Here is a 22,113-nt window from a genome sequence, read left to right as displayed (position 1 = left end):
AGATGAACCCACCCGCAGTCATCACAGCCGAGAATCTCACCAAGAGCTACGGCGAGCTCACAGCCGTCGACGGTATCTCCTTCGAAGTCTCGGCGGGGGAGTCCTTCGGCCTGCTTGGCCCGAACGGCGCCGGTAAATCGACCACCATGAAAATGATTGGCGGAGTCTCCCAGCGCACGTCCGGGAAGCTCAGCATCATGGGCCTGGACCCGGAAACCCACGGGCCGGAAGTCCGCGCGCACCTGGGCGTGGTGCCCCAGCAGGACAACCTGGACGAGGAGCTGAAGGTCCGCGAAAACCTGATTGTCTATGGGCGCTACTTCGGCCTCCCTTTGAGCTACTTGCGCCCGAAGGCCGATGAGCTGCTCGAGTTTGCCCAGCTGACAGACAAAGCCAAGTCCAGGGTCGATGCCCTCTCGGGCGGCATGAAACGACGCCTGACGATCGCCCGCTCACTGATCAACGAGCCCAAGATCCTGCTCTTGGATGAGCCCACCACGGGACTGGATCCCCAAGCCCGACACATCCTCTGGGACCGGCTGTTCAGGCTGAAGGAACAGGGGGTCACGCTGATCCTCACCACGCATTACATGGATGAGGCCGAACAGCTTTGCGACCGGCTGATCGTCGTGGACAAAGGCCGCATCATGGCCGAAGGATCGCCGGCCAGCCTGATCCGCGAATATTCGACGCGCGAGGTTTTGGAGCTCCGCTTCGGCTCGGAACGGAATACCACGATCGGCGTCGAACTCGAAGGCGTCGGAGAACGGGTGGAGACGCTGCCGGATCGTGTGCTTATCTACGCGGACGACGGCGAATCGGCCTTGGAGCAAGTCTCGGCGCGCCGGCTCCGCCCCCTGACCTCGCTGGTGCGGCGTTCTTCGCTGGAGGACGTCTTCCTCCGGCTGACCGGACGGAGCCTTGTTGATTAGCCGACAGTTGACTGGCGGACAGCAGTTGAGCGGGAGGACGTATGGCTGACGCACAGCTCCCGACGGCGGACCATCCCTTGCGCGCTCACTCGCCGGCCGTCTCGGCCAGCCGGGCGCGGCGCTGGGGATCGTTCTTCTACGCCGAGCAGGCCCTTCGTGTGATGCGTGGTTACGGCTGGTCCGTGTTCCTCTACAGCGTGGGGCAGCCGGTGGCATACCTGTTTGCCATGGGCATCGGGCTGGCGAGCCTGGTGGATGCGAACCGTACGGCGGTGTTCGGCGGTGTGAGCTACCTGGCGTTCATTGCGCCGGCATTGCTCGTCTCATCCGCGGTCATGACGGCGTCGGGGGACTTCTCGTACCCGATCATGGACGGCTTCAAGTGGCGCCGGGTGTTCTACGGGCCGCACGCTTCTCCGCTCGTTCCGCAGCAGATTGCCGCGGGCCACATCATGGCCAGCACTCTGAAGTTCCTCGTGCAATCCGTGGTCTATTTCGTCATCGTGGCCATGTTCGGTGCCTCGCCGAGTCCTTGGGGGTGGGTGTCGGCGGTGGTTGCCACGGTGGCCGGGCTGTCCTTCGGGCTGCCGCTCATGGCCTATGCCTCGAGCATCACCAAAGACTCCGGCCAGTTCGCCCTGGTGCAGCGGTTCGTCGTGGTGCCGTTGTTCCTGTTTTCGGGGACCTTTTTCCCGCTGGACTCGCTGCCGCTGGGGGTGCGCTGGATCGGCTGGATCTCGCCGGTGTGGCACGGTACGCAGTTGGGGCGCGTCTTCACCTATGGACTCGAGGAGAGCCCCGTGTTAACCCTGACCCACGTCTTGTTCCTTCTTGGGGCAGTTGCCGCCGGCTGGACGCTGACACGGCGGCAGTTCGTTAAGAGGATGGGGGCATGAGCACCTTGACCGGGGGCCACAGCGCTACAGAAGCAGCCCGCGAGCGAACGTTCGGCCCGCTGTATTCCCGCAATGCGCTTGCTGTTGTGGCCCGGGGCCTCATGGCGGCAAAAAGCAGTACCTGGCTGATCCTGGTGTCTGGGTTCTTCGAGCCGGTGCTGTACCTGATCTCCATGGGAGTGGGGCTGGGCCCGATCGTAGGCACCGTGGCCGGACCTGGTGGCCAAGAAATCAGTTACGCGGCCTACATTGCGCCGGCGCTTCTGGCGGTGTCCGCCATGAACGGCGCAGTCTACGACTCCACGTGGAACGTCTTCTTCAAGATGAACTTCGCCAAGCTGTACCAAGGCATGCTCTACACCTCCCTTGGGCCTTTGGATGTAGCCATGGGGGAGATTTTCCTCGCCTTGCTTCGTGGACTCCTGTACGCGACCGGCTTCACCGCAGTCATGGCCGTCATGGGCCTCATCAAGACGCCGTGGGCCATCCTGGTCATCCCGGCGTCCGTGCTGATTGCTTTCGGCTTTGCAAGCTTCGGCATGGGCATCACGAGCTTCATGAAGACTTTCCAGCAGATGGACTGGATCAACTTTTTCATGCTGCCCATGTTCCTGTTCAGCGCGACGTTCTACCCGATAACCGTCTATCCGCAATACATTCAGTGGCTCATCCAGGCGATGCCCCTGTGGCATGGCGTGGAGCTCCTGCGGCAGATCAGCATTGGCTCCTTCAGTCCGGCCACGGCAGTCCATATCGCCTACTACCTTGTGATGATCGCACTCGGCATCATGCTCACCACGGGACGGCTACGCAAGCTCTTCCTGAAATAGAACCAGGCTGTTCGCCGGGGGTGGAAGCGGCTGGCTCGTCCTGTGGAGTTTGCGACAATGGGTGCATGCAATCTCTCGGCGACTCCCCGTCATCTGTTCCTCCGTCCGCTTCCGCCAAGAGCCCTTTCAAGGGCTTCCGCATTGGTGGACTGGGCATGACGGTGGTGCTCATCGCTTTCCTGGTGGCCGTGATCTTCGCGGCAAACCAGAACGACGTGGTCGGTTGGATCGTCGCCGTTGTGTCCTTCGGCTGGCTCGCCCTGGCCGCCTTCGTGGTCTTCAGCATCCAGAGGGCTGCCAAGCGGGCTGGAGAAAAACTCACCGAAGCACAGAACGCGTTCAATGCGGCAACCGGCCGGGCGCCGTCGTCGTCGAGCGCCGACCACGGCGGCACCCGCGTGGTCTCGGAACGCAGCGAATCGGATGAAATCCGCGACCTCAAACTGGACCACTCGTTCAAGATTGTGCAGGTGCAGGTTCGCGTGGTGGAGGCGGAGCGCGCCAAGGGCGAATCTGCCGATCAAGACACCATCAACCGCGCCTTGGAGACCATCGCCATCACGTCAAGCAACGCGCGGGACATGATCAAGTCCTCCGGTGGCGGCGACGAGCCCGTCTCGGGCACCATCATCGACTAGAGTAGGCGGGGTGAGCTCGGCATTGAAGAAGGACTTCCTTCGCATCGCAACGGTCAACGTCAACGGCATTCGCGCCGCCTATAAGAAGGGCATGGCGGAGTGGCTGGAACCGCGCGACGTCGACATCCTGTGCCTGCAGGAGGTCCGTGCGCCTGATGAGGTGGTTCACCAACTCATCGGCGAAGGCTGGCACATCCTCCACGCCGAAGCCGAGGCCAAGGGCCGCGCCGGCGTTGCGATTGCCTCCCGTCAGGAACCCACGGCCACCCGTGTGGGTATCGGTGACGATTACTTTGCCACCACCGGACGCTGGGTGGAGGCCGATTACGTCGTTCGGGACGGCGGTGGCAAGGACACTACCCTGACCGTCGTCAGCGCCTATGTGCACTCCGGCGAGGTGGATACCCCCAAGCAGGTGGACAAGTACCGCTTCCTGGACGTCATGATCACTCGGCTCCCGGAGCTCGCCAAGCACAGTGGGCATGCCCTGGTGGTTGGCGACCTCAACGTGGGCCACACTGAACTCGACATCAAGAATTGGAAGGGCAACACCAAGCGTGCCGGTTTCCTTCCTGAAGAGCGTGCGTACTTCGACCGCTTCTTTGGCGACGAGATCGGATGGAGGGATGTCCACAGGGGCCTGGCAGGAAATGTCGATGGCCCCTACACCTGGTGGTCCCAGCGCGGTAAGGCCTTTGACACTGACACTGGCTGGCGCATCGACTACCACATGGCCACTCCCGGACTCGCGGCAGCCGCTCTTTCGGCCGTCGTGGACCGGGCGCCGTCGTGGGACACCCGTTTCTCCGACCACGCACCGCTGGTAGTCGACTACCAGCTCTAAGCTTTCGAAAGTTTCCCCATGACCAGTTCCACCACAACTGAACCCGCTGCGGCCGCAACCATGGCAACATCCACAAAACTGGCTGCCGGCGCCAAGCACCGTGTCCTGTCCGGCATGCAGCCATCTGCCGACTCCCTCCATCTGGGGAACTACCTCGGTGCCTTGGTCAACTGGGTCCGCATGCAGGACGAGTATGACGCCATCTTCTTCATCCCGGACTTGCACGCCATCACGGTGCCGCAGGATCCTGCCGAGCTTGCCCGCCGTACACGCGTCACTGCTGCTCAGTACATCGCCGGCGGAGTAGACGTCAACAAGTGCACACTGTTTGTCCAGTCCCAGGTTCCTGAACACGCCCAGCTCGCTTGGGTCCTAGGCTGCATTACGGGCTTCGGCGAGGCCTCGCGCATGATCCAGTTCAAGGACAAGTCCTTGCAACACGGTTCGGATCACGCCAGCGTCGGGCTCTTCACGTACCCGATCCTGCAGGCAGCCGACATCCTGCTGTACCAGCCGCACGGCGTACCCGTTGGTGAGGACCAGCGGCAGCACATTGAGCTCAGCCGCGATCTCGCCCAGCGTTTCAACAGCCGCTATGGCGAGACGTTCCAGGTGCCGCAGGCCTTCATCCAGAAGGAATCGGCCAAGATCTACGATCTCCAGCACCCCACGGCCAAGATGTCCAAGTCCGCAGAGTCGCCGGCTGGTTTGATCAACCTGCTGGATGACCCGAAGATCACGGCCAAGCGCATCAAGTCGGCGGTCACGGACACTGAGACGGAAATCCGTTTCGACCGTGAAGCCAAGCCCGGCGTGTCCAACCTGCTGAGCATTTACTCATCCATCAGCGGGCAGCCGGTGGAAAAGATCGTCGCGGATTACCAGGGCAAGATGTACGGCCATCTGAAGGTCGATCTCGCCGAGCTCGTCGCCGGGCACCTCGGACCTATCCGGGACCGCGCAAACGAGCTGCTGGCTGACCCGGCCGAGCTCGATCGACTCCTGGCCCATGGGGCGGACAAAGCCCGCGAGATCGCCTCCGCCACTCTTGCCGACGTCTACGCCAAGGTGGGCTTCCTGCCTTACGGCGGAGCACCAGGAATCCGCTAAAACCATGTGCGCAGCTGGCAAGCTCAGCGTCCAGGCCGGCTCCCCTGCAGGGGGAGCCGGCCGGTCCACTGATGCCCGCCGGGACGCGGATGCAAACCAGTCCGCCAGCGCGTGCGGCGACAGCATGTGCGTGGGCGTCATCCTGGGCTTTCCCCCGGATGTGGCGCAGGAGCTGCAGCAATGGCGTGCCTCCTTCGGTGATCCCATGGCCGAGGCCATCCCCGCCCACATCACGCTGGTCACCACCACGCCTGCGCGGGATTGGGAAGCTACGCGGGAGCATGTTCGGGAGGTCGCCCGGGGCCAGGCGCCGTTCAAAATCACGATTTCCGGCACGGGCTCCTTCCGTCCGGTATCCCCGGTGGTGTTCCTGAAGGTCGAAGACGGTTTCGAGGAGTGTGTGGGCCTGCATGAACAACTGCAGACCGGGCCCCTGGAACGCGATCTTCCTTTCCCCTACCACCCGCACGTGACGGTAGCCCACGACGTCGCTCCCGAAAGCTTGGACGAGGCCGAAACGGCGCTCAAGAACTACACCGCCACCTTCCCCGTGGTTAGCATGGGACTTTACGAGCACGACGACAATGGCATTTGGCAGCTACGGGAAGAGCTCGACTTTGGCGGCGACACAGATCAAGCACGGGAAAGCACAGCCAACAGCGGAGATTCCGCCGCAACCAACTGAGCTCGCCAAACTAAAGCTGCAACTCATCCATCGCAGGCTCGATTGGGGCCATGCACGGCACTCCAACGCCGGCACGGTCGCCACGCTGATGGCCTTCGTGCAGCTGCTCCTTGCCCGGCTGAACACCTTCCGGCCCATGCGGGCGTGGCAGCACTACTCGCTGCGCCATGGGCCGCTCATGAGCGCCGGCATCGGGTTCACGATGTTCTTCTCCATCACAGGTTTGCTGACCACCGGGTTTTCCATTGCAGGCCTCGTCCTGAGCGGCCAGCCTTTCTTGGTGGACGCCATCATTGCGAACATCGCCAAGAGTGCGCCGGGGCTCTTGAAGGTGGACGGCGGCGAGGGCCTGGTCAATCCCCATGAGCTGCTCAATCCGAATGGCCTGGGCTGGACGGCGGTCATCGCCGCAGTAGTCACCGTGTTTACCTCTTTGGGCTGGATCGCGAGCGTGCGCGAGGGTCTGCGTGGGGTCATGGAATTGCCGCCGCTGCCCCGCAACCCGGTCCTGGCTAAATTGTTCGACGCCGGGACGCTCCTGTTGCTTGGCGCGGCGCTGGTTCTGAGCGCAGGCGTCTCCCTGGTCTTTGGAACGGCCGCCAGCTGGGTGATTGGCCTCCTCGGCAAGAATGAAGGCATCGCGGGACCCGTGATTGGCATCGTGAAGCTGGTGGTGCCGTTGCTGCTGAACTGGGCGACGGCGGCCATCCTCTTCCGGCTTGCGGGGAGCCTTCCACTGGGGCGGCAGGCCTTCATTGAGGGAACCATCATTGCGGCGGTGGGCACTACCGCGCTCCAAGTCTTCAGCACCGAGTTGTTGGCGCGCGCGGGCCAGAATCCTGTCCTCGCGCCCTTCGCCATCATCATCGGGCTTCTCATTTGGTTCAACCTGGTCAGCCAGGTCTATCTGGTGTCCGCCGCGTGGTCGGCCATCAGGGAGGCCGACGGGGACGCCCACGAGTCCCACCGCAAGGCTGCCCTCGGATCGCGGCACCTTCCGATCCATTCCTTCCCCGCGAAGGGAAAGTAGGGCGCTAGTCGCCGAGGTACTGCCCGGCCCAGGCCGAGATGATCCGGGCAACCCGGGCTGCCTGTCCCTTGCCTGTCAACAGGTGGTCGCTGCCTTCGAGCGAGACGAAGCTCCGCGGGTGCCGCGCCGTTTGGAAGATCTCGCTGGCATTGTCGATGCCCACGGTGTTGTCCGTGGGGGAGTGCAGCACCATGAGGGGTCTGTGCAGGGTACGGATGCAGTCCCTGAGGTCGGCCTGCTCCACGTCCTCCACAAAGTGGCGGCGAACCTCCATCCGCCTTCCGCCCAGGTTGACCTCTGCGCTGCCTTCGCTGAGGATCGTGCTCACTTCGGCGTCGAACATGTGCTCCACGTGTTTGGGTTCGAACGGGGCGCCCACAGTCGCAACGGCCCGTACCTCGGGAAGGCTGAGGGCCGCCGCTAGTACAGCCGCTCCGCCGAAGGAGTGGCCCACCAGCAGGGAGATTTCCTTGTCATCGGCACGCATGAACCCGGCGGCTCGGATGGTGTCTGCCACTTTCACGCTGAACGATCCAGCGGACCATTCGCCGGCGGAGTCGCCCAGCCCAAGGTTGTCGAAGCGCAGCATACCGACGCCAAGGTCCGCCAAGCCCTTGCAGATACGCGAGGCGGAGGGGCTGTCCTTGCCGAGGGTCAGACCATGGGAAAACACACCCCAGCCCCGGACCGGGCCCTCAGGCACGTCCACGATTCCTGCCAGGAGGTCTCCGGTGCTGCCTTCGAAGCTGATCTTCACGGATTTGGACACCCTGTCCGCCTTTCGCTTTGCGAGTCGCCCGGCTTTTCCTGAACGACTCTTAAACAACGACGACGGCGTACCCCACAAAGGGGGACACCGTCGTCGTACTCTGACTTCGGAAACTAGATCTTACGTGCCAGGATGGCCTGCTTGACCTCGGCGATAGCCTGGGTCACCTGGATGCCACGGGGGCAAGCCTCCGAGCAGTTGAAGGTGGTGCGGCAACGCCACACGCCTTCCTTGTCGTTGAGGATCTCCAGGCGCATGTCGCCAGCGTCGTCACGGGAATCGAAGATGAAGCGGTGCGCGTTCACAATCGCGGCCGGACCGAAGTACTGGCCGTCCGTCCAGAACACCGGGCAAGACGAGGTACACGCAGCGCACAGGATGCACTTGGTGGTGTCGTCAAAGCGTTCACGGTCTTTGACCGACTGGAGCCGCTCCTTGGTGGGCTCGTGGCCCTTGTTGATCAAGAAGGGCATGACCTCGCGGAAGGACTGGAAGAACGGCTCCATGTCCACGATCAGGTCCTTCTCCACGGGGAGGCCCTTGATCGGCTCAACAGTGATGGGCTTGGACGTGTCCAAGTCCTTCAGCAGGGTCTTGCAGGCGAGGCGGTTGCGGCCGTTGATCCGCATGGCATCGGAACCACAAATGCCGTGCGCACAAGAGCGACGGAAGGACAGCGAACCGTCGATCTCCCACTTGACCTTGTGCAGGGCGTCCAGCACGCGGTCCGTGCCGTACATGGTTAGCTGGTGGTCTTCCCAGGCGGCCTCTTCCGAGACTTCCGGGTTGTAGCGACGCACGCGCAGGGTGATGTTGAAGGTGGGAATTTCCCCGCCTCCGCCAATGCCTGCGGGAAGCTCGATCTTGGAGGCCGGCTCAGCCATTTCGGTCGTCATTAGTACTTACGCTCCATTGGCTCGTAACGGGTAAAGACAACGGGCTTGGTCTCGAGACGGATGCCCGCTACGGATTCGGCTGACGATTCGGTGGTGACCGAGCTGTCCTTGTAAGCCATGGAGTGCTTCATGAACTTCTCGTCGTCGCGGTCCGGGAAGTCCTCGCGGTAGTGGCCGCCGCGGGACTCTTCACGGTGCAGTGCACCGACCGTCATGACCTTCGCCATGTCGAGGAGGAAGCCCAGTTCCACGGCCTCCAGTAGATCCAGGTTGAAGCGTTTGCCCTTGTCCTGGACAACCACGTTCTTGTAGCGCGCTTCGAATTCGGCGATGTCGCTGAGGACCTGCTCCAAGGATTCCTTGGTGCGGAACACCTGCATGTTGGTGTCCATGGTTTCCTGCAGTTCCTTGCGGATCTGCGCGACACGCTCGGTTCCGTTGCCGTCCAGCAGCCCGGACAGCATGGCGCGGGTGTGCGCTTCGGGATCCTCGGGCAGTTCGACGAAATCGGCAGTCTTGGAGTATTCCGCCGCGGCAACGCCGGCACGCTTGCCGAAGACGTTGATGTCCAGGAGGGAGTTTGTGCCAAGACGGTTGGAGCCGTGGACCGAAACGCAGGCAACCTCGCCGGCGGCGTACAGGCCGGGCACGATCGTCTGGTTGTCCTGCAGCACCTCGGTGGTGATGTTCGTCGGGATGCCGCCCATGGCGTAGTGCGCCGTCGGGAACACGGGAACAGGCTCCGTGAAGGGTTCCACACCCAGGTAGGTGCGGGCGAACTCGGTGATGTCCGGCAGCTTGGCCTCGATGTGCGCGGGCTCAAGGTGGGTCAGGTCCAAGAGGACGTAGTCCTTGTTCGGGCCGCAACCACGGCCTTCGCGGACTTCATTCGCCATGGCGCGGGCCACGATGTCGCGGGGGGCGAGGTCCTTGATGGTTGGGGCGTAGCGCTCCATGAAGCGTTCACCCTCCGAGTTGCGGAGGATAGCGCCTTCGCCACGTGCACCTTCGGTCAGGAGGATGCCCAGGCCTGCAAGGCCGGTCGGGTGGAACTGGAAGAACTCCATGTCTTCCAGCGGGATGCCACGGCGGAAAGCGATGCCCATGCCGTCACCGGTCAGAGTGTGGGCGTTGGAGGTGGTCTTGAAGACCTTGCCGGCGCCGCCGGAGGCGAAGACTACGGACTTCGCTTGGAAGACGTGGAGTTCGCCGGACGCGAGGTCGTAGGACACAACACCGGCAACGCGCTTCTGCTTGTACGGCGTGCCGTCTTCGCGTACTGCGTCTTCTTCGACGAGCAGCAGGTCCAGGACGTAGTACTCGTTGTAGAACTCAACGTTGTGCTTGACGCAGTTTTGGTACAGCGTCTGCAGGATCATGTGTCCCGTGCGGTCAGCCGCATAGCAGGCGCGGCGAACCGGAGCCTTGCCGTGGTCACGGGTGTGCCCACCGAAACGGCGCTGGTCAATGCGGCCTTCGGGCGTGCGGTTGAACGGCAGGCCCATCTTTTCCAGGTCCAGCACGGCGTCGATGGCTTCTTTCGCCATGACCTCGGCTGCGTCCTGGTCAACCAGGTAGTCGCCGCCCTTGATGGTGTCGAACGTGTGCCACTCCCAGTTGTCCTCTTCGACGTTGGCCAGGGCTGCACACATGCCGCCCTGGGCTGCACCGGTGTGGGAACGGGTGGGGTAGAGCTTGGTCAGTACTGCGGTGCGTGCGCGCTGACCGGATTCGATCGCGGCGCGCATGCCGGCGCCGCCGGCACCGACAATAACGACGTCGTACTTGTGGACCTGCATACCAGATGCTCTTTCTCTCTAAGTCAGATGGTCGGCGGAGCCTGCTCCGCGTGTTGTGCACTGCCGGACATTGCCAGCGGTGCAGCGGAGCCGCTACGGCGCCGGGCAGAACCCGCCCGGCAGCTGAACGCCGTTGACGACGGGGCACGGGTTGAACGTGAAGATCACCAGGGTGCCCAGAACGATGATGACGAAGCTGGCCGCGTACAGGACCACCTTGAGCCAGAAGCGCGTGGCGTCCTTTTCGGCGTAGTCGTTGATGATGGTGCGAACACCGTTGGTGCCGTGAAGCATCGCGAGCCACAGCATGGCCAGGTCCCAGAACTGCCAGAACGGGTCTGCCCACTTGCCAGCCACGAAACCGAAGTCGATGGCGTGGATGCCCTCTCCCACCAGCAGGTTCACGAAGAGGTGGCCGAAGATCAGCACCACGAGCACGACGCCGGAGAGCCGCATGAACAGCCATGCGAGCATCTCGAAGTTCCCCTTGGAACCGGTGCCGCGACGGTATTGCGGGGCGATCTTTCCGCTGCGGGGACTCTGAATATCAGTACTCATGGCTTAGTGGCCTCCCAGAGCGAGGGACAGGTGGCGAATAGCGAAGGCCGCGAAAGTAACCAGCCAGAGTGCCAGGACGACCCACAGCATTTGGCGCTGGTACTTGGCGCCCTTCTTCCAGAAGTCAACGGCGATGATGCGCAAGCCATTGAAGGCGTGGAAAACGATCGCTGCGACGAGGCCCGTTTCGCCGAGGGCCATGATGGGGTTCTTGTAGGCGCCGATGACGGCCGTATAGGCCTCCGGGGACACACGCACCAATGAGGTGTCCAGCACATGGACCAACAAGAAGAAAAAGATCACAACACCGGTAATGCGATGTCCAACCCAGGACCACATGCCTTCACGGCCGCGGTACAAGGTGCCAGCTGGTTTTGTCGGCACTGAATAAACCTTCCTGCAACACAGCGGCGCTGGCACGGGATCCATGCGGGGGGAACGCCAGCTGCGAGAGCACTCGTAGCTCAGCCTAAATCTAGGCTTCGCTCACAGCTTATTCAATTTAGGCGCCCCTTCTTGTAACGAGATTGCGGGTGTTCGCCTGAATTCCGGTCTTTTCGCCGCGAGGGTGAGACGAAGACCACAAAGTGGGACTTGCGCGGGTGTCGGATAAGGTGTTGCGGTGAGTATAGAAAACGCTGCGAGCCTCGAATCGCCATTGCGCCACTTCCATGCGGTTATTCCGGCCGGCGGAGTGGGCACGCGCCTCTGGCCGCTTTCGCGTGCTGCTGCGCCAAAATTCCTACACGACCTCACCGGTTCGGGGAGCACCCTCCTGCGGGCTACATACGACCGGCTCGAACCACTGGCCGGCAACCGGGTCCTGGTTGTTACGGGTGTGGCGCACCGGACGGCTGTCTGCCGCCAGCTTCCCGAAGTGGGCGACGACGAGTTGGTCCTGGAAAGTGAACCGAAGGACTCAGGAGCGGCGATCGGCCTCGCCGCCGCCATCCTGTACCGTCGCGATCCGGACACCATCATGGGTTCGTTCGCAGCCGACCACGTCATCAGCCCGGACAACCTCTTCCAGGAAACCGTGCGCGAGGCGATCCACACTGCTGCAGCCGGAAAAATCGTCACTATTGGCATTAAGCCCACCCATCCCTCAACCGGGTTCGGCTACATCCGCACCGGCGACTTGCTCAATATCGACGACGCGCCGAACGCGCATGCGGTGATCGAATTCGTCGAGAAGCCGAGCGAAGACATTGCGAAGAAGTACCTAGAGACCGGCGATTACGTCTGGAACGCCGGAATGTTCGTTGCCCCGGTGGCGCTCATGCTCAAGCATCTTGAAGCAAACCAGCCGGTCCTGTTCGCCGGTCTGCAGGAAATTGCGGAAGCCTGGGACACTCCGGAGCGCGATGAAGTGACGGCTCGCGTGTGGCCTACGCTGCCCAAGATCGCCATTGACTACGCTGTGGCAGAACCCGCGGCAGCGGCGGGGGATGTCGCCGTCGTGCCCGGTACCTTCCGTTGGGACGACGTCGGAGACTTTGCGGCGATCGGCCGCCTCAACAATGCCGGGGACGTCGACGAAGTGACGGTCCTCGGCGAAGGCGCACGTGTCTTCACCGAAAACGCCAGCGGCGTGGTTGTCTCCGACACCAAGCGTGTGATCGCGCTTATCGGTATCAAGGACGTGGTGATCGTGGACACTCCGGACGCCCTGCTTGTCACCACCAAGGAGCACGCTCAACGGGTCAAGGGAGCGGTGGACGCGCTCAAGGCCAGCGGGGACACCGACGTACTCTAAACAAAGTCCTTGAGGCGCAGTCCGTAACCAAGAGACCCCTTTCGTTATTCGAGGGGCGCGGATGGCTAGAGTTGTGAGGTGCGCAATTTCACTACTGAAACCGAGCCGACTCCCGTGGTGAGGCCGTGGCTTGACGATCTTTTGCCGGAACTCATCGAATTCCGGCGGGATTTGCATGCGCACCCGGAACTGTCCTTCAAGGAGTTCCGCACCACGGACAAGCTCGTGGAGCGGCTTGAAGCCGCGGGACTGGAGCCACGCCGGCTGGAAGGCTCGGGCGTGACGGTCGACGTCGGCGAAGGGCCCATCGCAACGGCGTTGCGCGGTGACATCGATGCCCTCCCCATCATCGAGGAGACCGGGCTTCCGTTCGCGTCGAAGAACCACGGCGTGACCCACGCCTGCGGGCATGACGTCCACACCACCAGCATGCTCGGAATCGCCCTGGTGCTGCACGCCATGCACCAGGAATCGCCGCTGGGCGGCACGGTGCGCATCATCTTCCAACCGGCCGAGGAAACCATGCCCGGCGGTGCGTTGTCCTGCATCGAGCAGGGCGTCCTTCAGGGTGTCCCGCGGATTCTGGCGCTGCACTGTGATCCGCGCATCAACGTTGGCCAGATCGGCACGCGGATCGGGGCGATCACCTCAGCCTCGGACACCATCAAAATCGAACTGACCGGACGTGGCGGACACACTTCCCGGCCGCATCTGACCGAGGACCTGGTCTTCGCACTGGCCCAGATCGCCATCAACGTCCCGGCCGTGCTTTCCCGTCGCGTGGATGTCCGCAGCGGAGTCTCTGTGGTGTGGGGCCAGATCACGGCAGGATCCGCGCCCAATGCCATCCCTGCCAATGGTTATATGGCAGGGACCATGCGCTGCCTGGACCGCGATGCATGGCATAGCGCGGGGGAGTTGTTGGACGATGTCGTCCAGCAAGTTGCCGCGCCGTACGGGGTGGACGTCCACCTCGAGCACACGCGGGGGGTTCCTCCCGTGGTCAACTCAGAACACGAAACTGCCCTCATCGAGGCCGCGGCCAGGGCTGAACTCGGTGAGCATGCCGTCGTCCTGACCCCCCAGTCCATGGGCGGCGAGGACTTCGCCTGGTTCCTGGCCGACCTGCCCGGTGCCATGATGCGGCTCGGCACCCACACGCCGGGCGGCGAAGAATACGATCTCCACCGGGGTGACTTCATCGTGGACGAACGGGCCCTTGGCTTCGCCATCCAAGTCTTGGCTGCCGCCGCATTGCGCACCATGCGGGATCTCTAAAACTGCGACGCTCGCTCACTTTTGGCCGAAAGGCCGGGGATCCTCCTGCAGATCATCTGCAGGAGGATCCCGTCGTTTGGGCTTGTTTGTGAGCGAGGGCCGCCGGGGAAGGGCTTGTTTGTGAGCGAGCGTTATTGATTCACTTGGGTTGTGCACAATCTAATTGTGGGCTATTGTTATTTCCATGAGTGAAGCCCCCCGTCTCAACCACCAGGTCTGTTTTGCCCTCTACTCCGCGTCGAAGGCGGCCACGGCGGTCTACAGGCCGGTGCTGGATGAGCTTGGGCTGACGTATCCGCAGTACCTCGTGATGCTGGTTCTTTGGGAAAACGAGCCGCGAAGCGTAAGGGAACTGGGCGTCGAGCTCGGACTTGACTCGGGCACGTTGTCACCCCTGCTCAAGAGGCTTGAAGCCTTGGGCCTGGTAGAGCGCCGACGTTCGGCCGAAGACGAGCGCCGCGTCGAAATCCACCTGACGGACCCGGGGCTTGCCCTGAGTGCTCAGGCAGGCGCCGTGCCACAGCGGCTCGCCGACGCCGCGGGCTTGAGTGCCGACGAGCTTGCTCAGCTTCACGACACCCTGGGCAGGCTTACCGCCGCCCTCCATTCAGCCATCTGATCGTCCATCCCTCCAAAGGAAAAGGAACCATAGTGAAGACTTTGTACACAGCCGAGGCGCTTGCTTCCGGCGAAGGCCGCGAAGGCAACGCACGCACCAGTGACGGCAAGCTGGACGTAGCACTCGCCAGCCCGGTGGAACTGGGCGGAAACGGCCAGGGCACCAACCCTGAGCAACTTTTTGCCGCCGGTTACGCGGCCTGCTTCCACTCGGCACTCCGGCTGGTAGGACGCAAGGCGCGGGCGGATCTCAGTGATTCGGCCGTGGCAGCCAAGATCCATTTCGGCGCCCTGGAAGGCCGCGAGGGATACGGACTTGCCGCCGAGCTTGAGATCGCGTTGCCGGCCCTCGACCGGGAAACCGCCGAGCAGCTCGTGGCCAAGGCACACGAGATCTGCCCCTACTCCAACGCGACCCGCGGCAACATCGCCGTCGACATCAAGCTTGTGGAGGTGGCCGCATGAGCGTCGCACTTCCCAGCCGTACCCGCGAAATCCAGCTGGCATCCCGCCCGCAGGGACGTCCTGTCCAGGAGAATTTCCGCCTGGCGGAGGCCGAACTGCCGGAGCTGCAGGACGGCCAGATCCTGGTCCGCAACGAGTTCATGTCGGTTGATCCCTACATGCGCGGCCGCATGAACGACGCGAAGTCCTATTCGGCACCCTTCCGCCTCAATGAAGCGCTCGACGGCGGCGCGGTCGGTGAGGTGATCGCGTCCCGTTCCGAAGCGCACAAGGTGGGCGACGTCGTCGTGCACCAGCTCGGCTGGCGCGAGTTCTCCGTGGTGGACGGCACACATGTGACGCCGGTCCCGGCCGGCCTCGCGCCGTCGTCGGCGTTCCTTGGCGCCCTCGGCATGACGGGACTGACTGCGTATGCCGGGCTGCTCAAGGTGGCCGAGTTCAAAACGGGCGACGTCGTTTTCGTTTCCGGCGCGGCAGGAGCCGTCGGCTCGATCGTGGGCCAGATCGCCAAGGCCATGGGCGCCTCCAAGGTGATCGGCAGTGCCGGTTCCCCCGAGAAGGTGGCGCGCTTGCTGGAACTCGGCTTCGACGCTGCCTTCGACTACCACGACGGTCCGGTGGTGGCCCAACTCCGTGAGGCGGCGGGGGAGCGAGGGATCGACGTCTACTTCGACAACGTGGGCGGCGAGCACCTTGAGGCTGCCCTCGCAGTCCTCACGGTGGGCGGCCGCGTGGCGATGTGCGGTGCGATCTCCCAGTACAACTCCAAGGAGCCCGCAGCTGCCCCCCGCAACCTGGCTGTGGCCATTGGAAAGCAACTGACCCTCCGGGGCTTCCTCGTGAGTGGGCAGCGCCAGCACGCCGCCGAGTTTGCCGGGAAGATGGCCGGATGGCTCGCCGATGGAACCGTCCGCTACGACGAGACGATCGTAGACGGGCTGGAAAACGCGCCGCAGGCCTTCATTGATCTCCTGGACGGGGCCAACACCGGCAAAATGCTGGTCCGCATACACTGAGCACCTCTGCGCGGGTTACCCCAGCGCGATAGGGCCCATCTGCTCCGGCCCGGATGCTAGGACCGATGGCTGGGAGTTCCACTACTGCTTGGTAACAAAAGCCCAACGATCTTAGGATTGTTGGGCTTTTGTGTTACCGGGGTGTGTTCCATCCCACTAAAGTTGTGGCATCAGTGCGCCCCAGGCGCAGTGCTGCGAAGCATCAGTGAAAACAGAATTTCAGCCTCGAGTTTTCGAAACGGACACTCATTGACCAACTGTCGTAGCATCAATCACTTTCTTCTTGGAGGAAAATTGAAGCAATCACTGCGTGCCACCCTGAAGCGCGGTTCATTTGCAGGCGTCGCAACTGCGGGCGCCGCGGCTCTTTTGCTGGCAGGCTGCGGTAGCGCACCGTCTGCGTCGAGCTCGGGCAGCGCCACGAAGTCGGACTACACCGCTTGCATGGTGTCCGACTCCGGTGGCTTCGACGACAAGTCGTTCAACCAGTCAGGCTATGAAGGACTTCAGGCAGCCGCCAAGGATCTTGCCATCCAGGAGAAGCACGTCCAGTCCAAAGCCGACACGGACTACGACCCCAACCTTCGTTCCATGGTCCAGCAGGGCTGCAAGTTGACGGTTACCGTCGGCTTCCTCCTGGGCGATGCGACCAAGTCGATTGCCACGGCAAACCAGAACAGCCACTTCGCCATCATCGACTACTCGGACCCCACCTTCCCGAAGAACGTCAAGCCGATTGTCTATGACACGGCCCAGGCCTCGTTCCTGGCCGGCTACCTGGCGGCAGGTACCTCCAAGACGGGCAAGGTTGCCACCTTCGGTGGTCTCAACATTCCCACCGTGAGCATCTTCATGGACGGCTTCGCTGACGGCGTGAAGTACTACAACCAGAAGAAGGGCAAGTCCGTCCAGCTGCTTGGCTGGGATAAGGACAAGCAGGACGGAACGTTCGTAGGCGACTTCAAGCAGGTCGACAAGGGCAAGGTCCTCACCCAGGGATTCCTGGACCAGGGCGCCGACGTCGTCCTTCCCGTCGCTGGTCCCGTTGGTGCGGGTGCCGGCAGTGCCATCCTTGACGCCAAGGCAAAGGGCACGGACGCCAAGCTGATCTGGGTCGACTCGGACGGCTACCTGACGGCACCCGCCTACAAGTCGGTCATCCTGACCTCGGTCCAGAAGACCATGGCCACTGCTGTCGAAACGGTCATCAAGGCGGACAAGGACGGCAAGTTCGACCCCAGCCCCTACGTTGGAACGCTCGACAACGGGGGCGTGGCACTTGCCCCGTTCCACGATCTCGACTCCTCGGTGCCGGCTGACATGAAGAGCGATCTTGACCAGCTGAAGAAGGACATTATCTCCGGCGCAGTAAAGGTCCAATCAAAGTCCAGCCCCAAGTAATAGTCCGGGCTAAACCACGCCGCGCTGCCCTTCAGCCGAGTTTTGGCAGAAGGGCAGCGCGTTCTGCGTTGCCTTCAATTTTGCTCTTCGACACTCCTTTGCCGAGCACTATGCTGGGAGCACGGTGATGACGAAGGGCCATCCTTTATAGATGGGTTGGAGTTTTGAAACTCGAACTGAAAGGGATCACGAAGCGCTTCGGATCCCTCGTAGCCAATGACCACATCGACCTCGTGGTTGAACCCGGCCAAGTCCATTGCCTTTTGGGCGAAAACGGTGCCGGTAAATCCACCCTGATGAATGTCCTTTACGGACTTTACGACCCCAGTGACGGTGAAATCCTGGTCGACGGCAAGCCTGTGGTTTTCAAAGGTCCCGGCGACGCCATGGCGGCAGGAATCGGCATGGTCCACCAGCACTTCATGTTGATTCCGGTCTTCACCGTGGCCGAAAATGTCGCATTGGGAAACGAAGCCACCAAGGCAGCCGGTTTCCTGAACTTGGATGAAACGCGCCGCAAGATTTCAGAGATTTCAAAGCAATACGGTTTCCACGTGGACCCCGATGCCCTCGTGGAAGACCTTCCCGTCGGAGTGCAGCAACGGGTCGAGATCATCAAGGCGCTAGTGCGCGACGCCGAAGTCCTGATTCTGGATGAACCGACTGCCGTTCTCACTCCGCAGGAAACAGACGAGCTCCTGGATATCATTCGGCAGCTCAAGGCTGCCGGAAAATCCATTGTCTTCATTTCGCACAAACTGCGTGAGGTCAAGGAAATTTCGGACATCATCACGGTGATCCGACGGGGGAAAGTGGTTGGCTCGGCTGACCCCTCGGCGTCCCCGACGGAACTCGCCTCGGCGATGGTGGGCCGGGCAGTCAGCCTGACCTTGGAAAAGAAGCCTGCCCAACCCGGTGAGGCGACCTTCAAGGTCCGGGACCTCACCGTTGTTGACCACAATGGCCAGCACGTCGTGGACGGGCTGAGTTTCGACATCGCCAAGGGTGAAGTGCTTGCCATCGCCGGAGTCCAAGGCAACGGCCAGACCGAGCTGACCGAAGCCATCCTGGGCGTCCAGCCCCATGTCACCGGATCCATCATCCTCGACGACGTCGAACTGCTCGGCAAGAGCGTCAAGCAAGTCCTTTCCGCCGGCGTCGGGTTCGTCCCCGAGGACCGGAAGATCGACGGTCTGGTGGGGACGTTCTCCATTTCCGAGAACATGATCCTGGACCTGTACGACAAGCCGCCTTTCGCCCAGGGCATTGGCATGAAACCTGCCCTGATTGCTGCCCATGCGGAGAAAAAGGTCGAAGAGTTCGATGTGCGCACGCCGTCGATCGACGTGGCCGTGGGTACGCTCTCCGGCGGAAACCAGCAAAAGGTGGTGCTGGCAAGGGAGCTGTCCAGGCCATTGAGGCTCTTTATCGCATCGCAGCCCACCCGGGGGCTCGACGTCGGCTCCATCGAATTCGTGCACAAACGGGTCATTGCCGAACGGGACAACGGAACTCCGGTGATGATCGTCTCCACAGAGCTCGATGAAGTGCTTGAGCTCGCTGACAGGATCGCCGTTCTCTACCGCGGAAGGCTCGTAGGGATTGTCCCTGCAGGTACCTCCCGCGATGTTTTGGGCTTGATGATGGCAGGCGTTCCGGAACACGAGGCAGAACTGGCTGCGCACAAAACCCTCGAGGGAGGAACACATGTCTGAGTCCAACACCCCTCGACACAAACACGGGGTCAAACCGGTACTCCCGGAAACATCGATTGACGACGACGTCGTAGCGGATGTCGCGCTGGACACTGCGGACGGTGCGATGGCCCCGTCAGCGGTTCCGGCTACCAGTCAAGGCGGACGGATCCCGCACGCCGCCGGTGGTTCGGTCTTCCGGCAGATCGTGACCGGAAACGCCATGGTGTCGGTACTGTCAGTACTCCTCGCGATTGTGCTCGGCGGAATCCTGATGGCCGTGACCAACCCCAAAGTGGCCGAAGCGGCAGGATATTTCTTCGCGCAGCCGGGGGACATGCTCACCGAGGTGTTCAGGCCGTACGTAGCGCTAGTCCAGGGCTCGCTGTTCAACTGGGCCGGGGCGGACGCAGCAGCCCAGCTGTACCCGATTACTGAAACACTGACGGTGTCCACACCGTTGATTTGCGCCGGACTTGGCGTGGCATTGGCGTTCCGTGCGGGACTGTTCAACATCGGCGCACAAGGTCAAATCATCTTTGGTGCCCTGTTCGGCGCCTACGTTGGCTTCACGTGGCACTTGCCGTTCCTGGTCCACCTCCTGGTGGTCATCGTTGCCGGACTCGTGGGCGGCGCGGTGTGGGGCGCCGTCGTCGGTCTCCTCAAGGCGAGGACCGGCGCGCATGAGGTCATCGTGACCATCATGCTGAACTACATCGCCAACTTCCTGCTCCTTTTCCTCCTGACCACTCCGGCTTTCCAGCGCAAGGGCTCGACCAACCCGATCTCGCCCTTCCTGGACCAGTCGGCGCTGTTTCCGGAGTTGCTCGGTCCGCAGTTCAGGCTCCACGCCGGCTTCCTCTTGGCCGTGGTGGCAACCGTCTTCGTCTGGTGGCTCCTGAACCGCTCTACCCTTGGCTTTGAATTCCGGGCCGTCGGCGCCAACCAGAGCGCCGCACGCACCGCCGGGATCAATGTGCCACGGGCCGTGATCCTGGTCATGGCGATTGCCGGTGCGCTTGCGGGCCTGGCCGGCATTGCGCAGGTATCAGGGACGGAGAAATACCTCTCGGGAGGCGTCGCGGCTTCCATCGGATTCGATGCCATCACGGTTGCCCTGTTGGGCCGTTCGACGCCGTGGGGAACCTTCTTCGCCGGTCTCCTGTTCGGTGCGTTCAGGGCGGGAGGGGTCGCAATGCAGGCACAGACGCAGACCCCGATCGACATCGTTTTGGTCATCCAGTCGCTGATCGTCCTGTTCATTGCGGCGCCGCCATTGGTGCGCGCGATCTTCGGGCTGAATCCCCGGAAAAAGAAGAAGGCCCCGGGCGGCCCTGGCTCCGGAACGGTCCCCTCCGGAAAAATTGAGAGCGGAGCGGCAACAGCATGAGCACCACAACAACAACATCCGGCAGTGGCACGCCCGCCGGCAACGCCCCTGCGCGCTCCGGAAAACCGGGTGTCAGCGAACTGGTGAGCTGGAAGGCCGGAATCGGACTGTCCCTGCTCGCAATCCTGGGAACCGTGCTGTTCGGATTCATGTCCAATTCGAAATCGGCAGGTTTCGGCATCGCCGAGGCAGCCAATGAAGCGGCGTCCAATGTAGCTGCGTGGGTCACGCTGGTCCTGGCCCTTCTGCTTTCAGCGTGGCTCGGATACCTGTGGTTCGTCCGCCGTCGTTCAGGCCAGGTGCCCGGCTGGCTGCCCGCAGCCACTGTCGCCGCTGTGGTGGTTCTCGGCCTTGCCGCGCTCGGAGTCGCGAAGGTTGTCCGGATCACGGTTCCTTCCGCGGCCATAGGCTGGATCTGCGCAGTCGTTCTGCTGGGCCTGGCAGGCTATACGGTGTACCTCACGCAAGCAAAGCGGACCATTCCCCGGTGGGTGGGAGGTACCTTCGCCGCCCTTTTCCTGATCGGCTTCATGGTCTGGATCGTGGCCCACGGAAATGACGCCGAGCCGTCCATCTCCCTCGCCGGCCTGATCGCAGGATCCGTGACCTTGGCCGTGCCGCTGGTGTTCGGTTCCCTTTCCGGGGTCCTGTGCGAACGCGTCGGCGTGGTCAACATCGCCATTGAAGGACAGCTCCTTTTGGGTGCGTTTTCCGCGGCCGTTGTCGCTACGGTGACGCACAACGTCTACGCCGGGCTGGTCGCCGCGGCGGTGGCCGGGGCGCTTGTTTCCCTGGTTCTGGCCGTGGTCAGTATCAAGTACCTCGTCAACCAGATCATCGTGGGCGTCGTCCTCAACGTCCTCATCAGTGGACTGACGAGCTTCCTGTTCTCGACGCTGCTGACAGCCGACCCGGAAGGCCTCAACAAGCCCGGCCGCTTGCCGCCGGTGGATATCCCCTTCCTGTCCGATATCCCCATCATTGGTCCCATCCTGTTCCACCAGTCCCTCGTGGGCTATTTGATGTACATCGCCGTGATCGTGGTCTACCTCGGCCTATTCCACACGAAATGGGGCCTCCGTGTGAGGGCCGTCGGCGAGCACCCTCAAGCCGCCGACACCGTGGGCATCAATGTCAACCGGACCCGTTTCTGGAACGTGCTGATGGGCGGCGCGATCGCAGGAATTGGCGGCTCCTTCTTCACGCTGGTCTCCGTGGACGCCTTCAGCAAGGACATGTCCGGAGGCCGCGGGTACATCGCGCTGGCAGCGTTGATCTTCGGGCGGTGGAACCCGATCGGCGCGTTCCTGGCCGCGTTGCTGTTCGGCTTCGCGGACAACCTCCAAAGCGTCATCACCATCATCGGATCGCCCGTGCCGAGCCAGTTCATGGCCATGCTGCCCTACGCCTTGACGGTCTTCGCCGTCGCCGGATTGGTAGGCAGGTCCCGGCCGCCGGCGGCAAGCGGCATACCGTACGTGAAGGGTTGACCGTGGCTGTCACGGATA

Annotated in this window: 22 protein-coding genes; 17 read left to right on the top strand and 5 right to left on the bottom strand. The window is 62.6% G+C overall.

The annotated features are described in order from the left end of the window. Positions 1-2: 2 nt before the first annotated feature. The 8 genes from OW521_RS08060 (at position 3) to OW521_RS08025 (ending at position 6,965) form a co-directional block, all read left to right on the top strand. On the top strand, positions 3-932 hold the full coding sequence (locus OW521_RS08060) for an ABC transporter ATP-binding protein (RefSeq protein WP_268024364.1): 930 nt from the start codon (positions 3-5) through the stop codon (positions 930-932). Between the two features lie 41 nt (positions 933-973). Beyond that, on the top strand, positions 974-1,828 hold the full coding sequence (locus tag OW521_RS08055; protein ID WP_268024362.1) for an ABC transporter permease: 855 nt from the start codon (positions 974-976) through the stop codon (positions 1,826-1,828). Further along, positions 1,825-2,658 (top strand): ABC transporter permease, encoded by an 834-nt coding sequence (locus tag OW521_RS08050; RefSeq protein ID WP_268024360.1) that lies wholly within the window; start codon positions 1,825-1,827, stop codon positions 2,656-2,658. Before OW521_RS08055 ends, OW521_RS08050 begins: the two co-directional genes overlap by 4 nt. A gap of 65 nt (positions 2,659-2,723) precedes the next feature. Next, positions 2,724-3,296, top strand: a complete 573-nt coding sequence (locus tag OW521_RS08045) for a hypothetical protein (RefSeq protein ID WP_268024358.1) — start codon at positions 2,724-2,726, stop codon at positions 3,294-3,296. A gap of 10 nt (positions 3,297-3,306) precedes the next feature. Continuing rightward, on the top strand, positions 3,307-4,140 hold the full coding sequence (locus OW521_RS08040; protein WP_268024355.1) for an exodeoxyribonuclease III: 834 nt from the start codon (positions 3,307-3,309) through the stop codon (positions 4,138-4,140). Between the two features lie 18 nt (positions 4,141-4,158). Then, positions 4,159-5,250: a tryptophan--tRNA ligase gene (gene trpS, locus OW521_RS08035; protein WP_268024353.1), complete on the top strand. Its 1,092-nt coding sequence runs from the start codon at positions 4,159-4,161 to the stop codon at positions 5,248-5,250. Positions 5,251-5,254: 4 nt separating this feature from the next. Beyond that, positions 5,255-5,935 (top strand): 2'-5' RNA ligase family protein, encoded by a 681-nt coding sequence (locus OW521_RS08030; protein WP_268024351.1) that lies wholly within the window; start codon positions 5,255-5,257, stop codon positions 5,933-5,935. Continuing rightward, the gene (locus tag OW521_RS08025; RefSeq protein WP_268024349.1) at positions 5,868-6,965 is read left to right on the top strand and encodes a YihY/virulence factor BrkB family protein; all 1,098 of its coding nucleotides are present in this window, start codon (positions 5,868-5,870) and stop codon (positions 6,963-6,965) included. Before OW521_RS08030 ends, OW521_RS08025 begins: the two co-directional genes overlap by 68 nt. A 4-nt stretch (positions 6,966-6,969) precedes the next feature. Here the strand turns inward: OW521_RS08025 and OW521_RS08020 are convergent, their stop codons facing one another. The 5 genes from OW521_RS08020 to sdhC form a co-directional block, all read right to left on the bottom strand. Beyond that, positions 6,970-7,734 carry an alpha/beta hydrolase family protein gene (locus OW521_RS08020; RefSeq protein ID WP_268024347.1) on the bottom strand — a complete coding sequence of 255 codons (765 nt, stop codon included), beginning with the start codon at positions 7,732-7,734 and terminating at the stop codon, positions 6,970-6,972. A gap of 113 nt (positions 7,735-7,847) precedes the next feature. Next, positions 7,848-8,630 carry a succinate dehydrogenase iron-sulfur subunit gene (locus OW521_RS08015; RefSeq protein ID WP_268024345.1) on the bottom strand — a complete coding sequence of 261 codons (783 nt, stop codon included), beginning with the start codon at positions 8,628-8,630 and terminating at the stop codon, positions 7,848-7,850. Then, positions 8,630-10,429, bottom strand: coding sequence for a succinate dehydrogenase flavoprotein subunit (gene sdhA, locus OW521_RS08010; RefSeq protein WP_268024343.1), 1,800 nt, complete (start codon positions 10,427-10,429; stop codon positions 8,630-8,632). The genes OW521_RS08015 and sdhA overlap by 1 nt, the downstream gene beginning before the upstream one ends. 93 nt (positions 10,430-10,522) lie before the next feature. After that, on the bottom strand, positions 10,523-10,987 hold the full coding sequence (locus OW521_RS08005; RefSeq protein ID WP_268024341.1) for a succinate dehydrogenase hydrophobic membrane anchor subunit: 465 nt from the start codon (positions 10,985-10,987) through the stop codon (positions 10,523-10,525). Between the two features lie 3 nt (positions 10,988-10,990). Next, positions 10,991-11,326: a succinate dehydrogenase, cytochrome b556 subunit gene (sdhC, locus tag OW521_RS08000; RefSeq protein ID WP_326494037.1), complete on the bottom strand. Its 336-nt coding sequence runs from the start codon at positions 11,324-11,326 to the stop codon at positions 10,991-10,993. Positions 11,327-11,609: 283 nt separating this feature from the next. On the opposite strand from sdhC, the gene OW521_RS07995 reads away from it, so the two are divergent. The 9 genes from OW521_RS07995 to OW521_RS07955 all read left to right on the top strand — a co-directional run bounded on the left by OW521_RS07995 (position 11,610) and on the right by OW521_RS07955 (position 22,095). Further along, positions 11,610-12,743 (top strand): mannose-1-phosphate guanylyltransferase, encoded by a 1,134-nt coding sequence (locus tag OW521_RS07995; RefSeq protein WP_265978567.1) that lies wholly within the window; start codon positions 11,610-11,612, stop codon positions 12,741-12,743. A gap of 78 nt (positions 12,744-12,821) precedes the next feature. After that, positions 12,822-14,021 carry an amidohydrolase gene (locus OW521_RS07990; protein WP_268024336.1) on the top strand — a complete coding sequence of 400 codons (1,200 nt, stop codon included), beginning with the start codon at positions 12,822-12,824 and terminating at the stop codon, positions 14,019-14,021. A gap of 184 nt (positions 14,022-14,205) precedes the next feature. Further along, positions 14,206-14,640, top strand: a complete 435-nt coding sequence (locus tag OW521_RS07985; protein WP_268024334.1) for a MarR family winged helix-turn-helix transcriptional regulator — start codon at positions 14,206-14,208, stop codon at positions 14,638-14,640. Positions 14,641-14,672: 32 nt separating this feature from the next. Next, complete coding sequence (locus tag OW521_RS07980) at positions 14,673-15,104, top strand: organic hydroperoxide resistance protein (RefSeq protein ID WP_268024332.1); 432 nt, start codon at positions 14,673-14,675, stop codon at positions 15,102-15,104. Continuing rightward, positions 15,101-16,120, top strand: coding sequence for an NADP-dependent oxidoreductase (locus OW521_RS07975; RefSeq protein WP_268024330.1), 1,020 nt, complete (start codon positions 15,101-15,103; stop codon positions 16,118-16,120). The genes OW521_RS07980 and OW521_RS07975 overlap by 4 nt, the downstream gene beginning before the upstream one ends. Positions 16,121-16,414: 294 nt before the next feature. After that, complete coding sequence (locus OW521_RS07970; protein ID WP_268024328.1) at positions 16,415-17,521, top strand: BMP family lipoprotein; 1,107 nt, start codon at positions 16,415-16,417, stop codon at positions 17,519-17,521. 164 nt (positions 17,522-17,685) lie between these two features. Further along, a complete protein-coding gene (locus OW521_RS07965; protein WP_268024326.1) occupies positions 17,686-19,236 on the top strand; it encodes an ABC transporter ATP-binding protein in 1,551 nt (516 codons plus the stop codon). Beyond that, positions 19,229-20,605: an ABC transporter permease gene (locus OW521_RS07960; protein ID WP_442781239.1), complete on the top strand. Its 1,377-nt coding sequence runs from the start codon at positions 19,229-19,231 to the stop codon at positions 20,603-20,605. Before OW521_RS07965 ends, OW521_RS07960 begins: the two co-directional genes overlap by 8 nt. Continuing rightward, entirely contained in the window at positions 20,602-22,095 is a 1,494-nt protein-coding gene (locus tag OW521_RS07955) for an ABC transporter permease (RefSeq protein ID WP_268024324.1), read from the top strand. The genes OW521_RS07960 and OW521_RS07955 overlap by 4 nt, the downstream gene beginning before the upstream one ends. Positions 22,096-22,113 lie beyond the last annotated feature (18 nt).

The sequence above is a fragment of the Arthrobacter sp. MMS18-M83 genome (genome assembly GCF_026683955.1).
In the GTDB taxonomy this organism is placed as follows: Bacteria; Actinomycetota; Actinomycetes; order Actinomycetales; family Micrococcaceae; genus Arthrobacter.
Note: the sequence above shows the minus strand (reverse complement) of the source record. Positions and strands in the feature narration are given on the sequence as shown.

Excerpts from the sequence above, each read along its gene's own strand:
- sdhC (WP_326494037.1), bottom strand. The coding sequence starts at position 11,326 with ATGTGGTCCTGGGTTGGACATCGCATTACCGGTGTTGTGATCTTTTTC.
- OW521_RS08030 (WP_268024351.1), top strand. The coding sequence starts at position 5,255 with ATGTGCGCAGCTGGCAAGCTCAGCGTCCAGGCCGGCTCCCCTGCAGGG.
- OW521_RS08050 (WP_268024360.1), top strand. The coding sequence starts at position 1,825 with ATGAGCACCTTGACCGGGGGCCACAGCGCTACAGAAGCAGCCCGCGAG.
- sdhA (WP_268024343.1), bottom strand. The coding sequence starts at position 10,429 with ATGCAGGTCCACAAGTACGACGTCGTTATTGTCGGTGCCGGCGGCGCC.
- OW521_RS08055 (WP_268024362.1), top strand. The coding sequence starts at position 974 with ATGGCTGACGCACAGCTCCCGACGGCGGACCATCCCTTGCGCGCTCAC.
- OW521_RS07975 (WP_268024330.1), top strand. The coding sequence starts at position 15,101 with ATGAGCGTCGCACTTCCCAGCCGTACCCGCGAAATCCAGCTGGCATCC.
- OW521_RS08060 (WP_268024364.1), top strand. The coding sequence starts at position 3 with ATGAACCCACCCGCAGTCATCACAGCCGAGAATCTCACCAAGAGCTAC.
- OW521_RS07985 (WP_268024334.1), top strand. The coding sequence starts at position 14,206 with ATGAGTGAAGCCCCCCGTCTCAACCACCAGGTCTGTTTTGCCCTCTAC.
- OW521_RS07960 (WP_442781239.1), top strand. The coding sequence starts at position 19,229 with ATGTCTGAGTCCAACACCCCTCGACACAAACACGGGGTCAAACCGGTA.
- OW521_RS07955 (WP_268024324.1), top strand. The coding sequence starts at position 20,602 with ATGAGCACCACAACAACAACATCCGGCAGTGGCACGCCCGCCGGCAAC.
- OW521_RS08005 (WP_268024341.1), bottom strand. The coding sequence starts at position 10,987 with ATGAGTACTGATATTCAGAGTCCCCGCAGCGGAAAGATCGCCCCGCAA.
- trpS (WP_268024353.1), top strand. The coding sequence starts at position 4,159 with ATGACCAGTTCCACCACAACTGAACCCGCTGCGGCCGCAACCATGGCA.
- OW521_RS08045 (WP_268024358.1), top strand. The coding sequence starts at position 2,724 with ATGCAATCTCTCGGCGACTCCCCGTCATCTGTTCCTCCGTCCGCTTCC.
- OW521_RS08015 (WP_268024345.1), bottom strand. The coding sequence starts at position 8,630 with ATGACGACCGAAATGGCTGAGCCGGCCTCCAAGATCGAGCTTCCCGCA.